3 protein-coding genes are annotated in these 2498 nt (G+C 35.1%); 2 read left to right on the top strand and 1 reads right to left on the bottom strand.

Features of this window, described 5'->3' with window-relative positions; genetic code table 11:
• Window positions 1-343 precede the first annotated feature (343 nt).
• Complete coding sequence (locus ACED29_RS20990; RefSeq protein WP_371698666.1) at window positions 344-1012, bottom strand: DUF6795 domain-containing protein; 669 nt, start codon at window positions 1010-1012, stop codon at window positions 344-346.
• A gap of 505 nt (window positions 1013-1517) precedes the next feature.
• On the opposite strand from ACED29_RS20990, the gene ACED29_RS20985 reads away from it, so the two are divergent.
• Complete coding sequence (locus ACED29_RS20985; protein ID WP_371698664.1) at window positions 1518-2003, top strand: DUF6795 domain-containing protein; 486 nt, start codon at window positions 1518-1520, stop codon at window positions 2001-2003.
• 28 nt (window positions 2004-2031) lie between these two features.
• A partial coding sequence (locus ACED29_RS20980) for a lipase family protein (protein ID WP_371698663.1) occupies window positions 2032-2498 on the top strand: 467 nt, incomplete at its 3' end.

The following is a 2498-nucleotide window of genomic DNA, read 5'->3' as shown; positions in this document are numbered from 1 at the left end:
CTTATGCCACTATTCGAGCCATTTTCAATAGAATGCTTTCACGCTTGTATAGTAGCGTAAAAGAAGCGATTAAGTCAGTTCACAAATAATAATTATAATGACGCTAACAAAAGTCTCGGTCACTGTAATATATCATCAGTGACCGGGATCTTTTATTTATATATCTAATACCTGAGTAATCTCTTATCCCATCAACAGAACCATGATTTATAGGTAATAGACCCATAAACGCTATTAACCAAACATTAAACTTTGCTTCATATTGATAATCTTTACTGACTGGATTAAGAAATGTATGATGTTCAAATAAAGTTTACACTTCCCTTAAAATAAGTAGGCGAGACTAAATTAATAAATTTAGTCTTTTTAAATCATCAAAACTCGTAATTTCTTCTAAATCTTCACCATAATAAACAGAAAACAATTCACCTTCCCAATAACAAATAGAGGCTATTGGTTGGCTTGACCTCAAACCAAACTGAGTTAAATCGACTTCATATTGTAATTCTTTATTTTTTAAGTCTGCATTTAATTGCATTAAATACTGGTTTAAATAAGGTACTGAAGTCCAATTTTTACTTATAAACCAAAGCCAGTAATACTTATCTTCCCCATCTTTTATCTCGTCAAGATCTTTCTTAATGTAAATTTCTTGCCTAAGACGAGCATCTTGTCCAAAAATATTACCAGGGGCATTTGACTTAACTTTAACCTCGTTAAATGAAAACTCACCATTTGTATCGGTTAATGCATAGTCAATAATCGGTTCTCCCTTATCATAGCCACCATAGGAGAGCTCTCTAACAATCTCCATACCCGAAACTGGAATGCCATTATGGGTAATACGCCCTTTCACAGGAGCTGATAATTCAACTTCATATCGCTTCAAAAATCCAAACACTGCATCATCTCCTTCGGGGTAAGCATATGAAAAAAAAACAATCACAAATAGAAATAATGAAACCGTAAGCAATAAAAGGTAACGATATTTATCAAGAAGACTATTTAACACCCTCTGCCCCCCTACTCATTGATATAGATAAAAATACAGATTCATGGTTAAAAATAGACGTAATATAGCGCTTTTAATACTTATTGGCTGCATAAATTTACACAAAAAAACTCTTTATCTATAGCGCCAAATAGTGTCAAAAAAGCACTAAAAACATTAATTGTAATAATTTTATCTTTACCTCTAAAACCAACAATATTGAATCCATACCCAAAAAATGCTTACTTCAACGACTTTACCCATTGGTTGGATGATGAAATTAGGCCAGACTAGAACATCTCAATAGAACATACCCTTTTCATCATTACACCATAAAAAATAGTCATTTATAATAATAGATACCCTTACAGAATCACTCTACAATAACTTCGTTTAAGAATTAATCATATGAATTAAAAAGCAGGGAGTTGCTTCATCTATGGCCTATAGAGCATATATTGGGATTTTTGCATTCCTGTGTCTGATTGTCGCCGTTAGTTGCTACTCGGAGGAGTCAATGTTTAGCATGTTTAAAAAAGTCGATGTCGAAGTATTTCCTGAAGTGATAGGTAGCTTAACCCATGAGGGAAAACCTCTAGCCGGTATTAAGCTAAAAAGAGGTTATCAATACTCTGGTGTCATGGAAGAAAAAGAATGGGACTACACCACTACAGACGCTGATGGAAAATTTAGCTTTCCTGAAATCATTTACAGCACAGCACATCCAAATAAGCCTTTTGCAGAAACACGTGTATCTCAAACGATTAAAATCGCTGAAGGAAGTCATTCAGATCTAAGACTTTGGCTATCGGTATCTACAGGCGAAAAACATATTTCATATTTAGCTGAAAGGTTGGCGCAATTAAACTGCGACGTATCAAATGAAGAAGTTAAAAATGAAATCATTGATGAAGCGTTCCCTAGTGGTGTTGTGCGCTATCAGGTATTGAGTATTTGTCGCTGGCCAGAATTAGAACGATTGGAAGTACAGAAAAGAGAAAAATACGATTAATAAAGCCATTAAATGACAAGGACAGTTTATGAATCAATTATCGCCTAAGTTAGCGTCAGAACTAGCAGCAAATGTTTATAGTTTAATTGATGCAGAGGATGCTGACATATTTGGAAATACCTACATAGAAAAATACTTTGCCATTAATAGCAAAGGTATAGGAAAAACAGGCGGATTTATTTTTAATCGCCAGTCGGGTTTTGCCGTTATGGGATTAGGTAAAGGACAATACCTAGGAGATGCAATCATCGCTATTCGTGGTACTCAGCTTATTGCAGATTGGGGAACGAATGCGCAACTTGGTTTAAGTGTCGGTGATGGTAACCAAATAGTGCACGCTGGATTTAATAATGCTTTTGCTTCACTAAGACAACAAATTGCGACTTTTTTGGATAAGTGGCGTATATCAAATCCCGGTAAAGCGATACATTTTGTCGGTCATAGCTTAGGTGGCGCACTAGCTTCTCTAGCTGCAGACTGGGCATCTGTTAATAA

Origin of the sequence: Shewanella sp. 5S214, assembly GCF_041439795.1 — a bacterium.
GTDB classification, from domain to species: Bacteria; Pseudomonadota; Gammaproteobacteria; order Enterobacterales; family Shewanellaceae; genus Shewanella; species Shewanella vesiculosa.
This window is presented reverse-complemented; position numbering and strand designations above follow the sequence as displayed.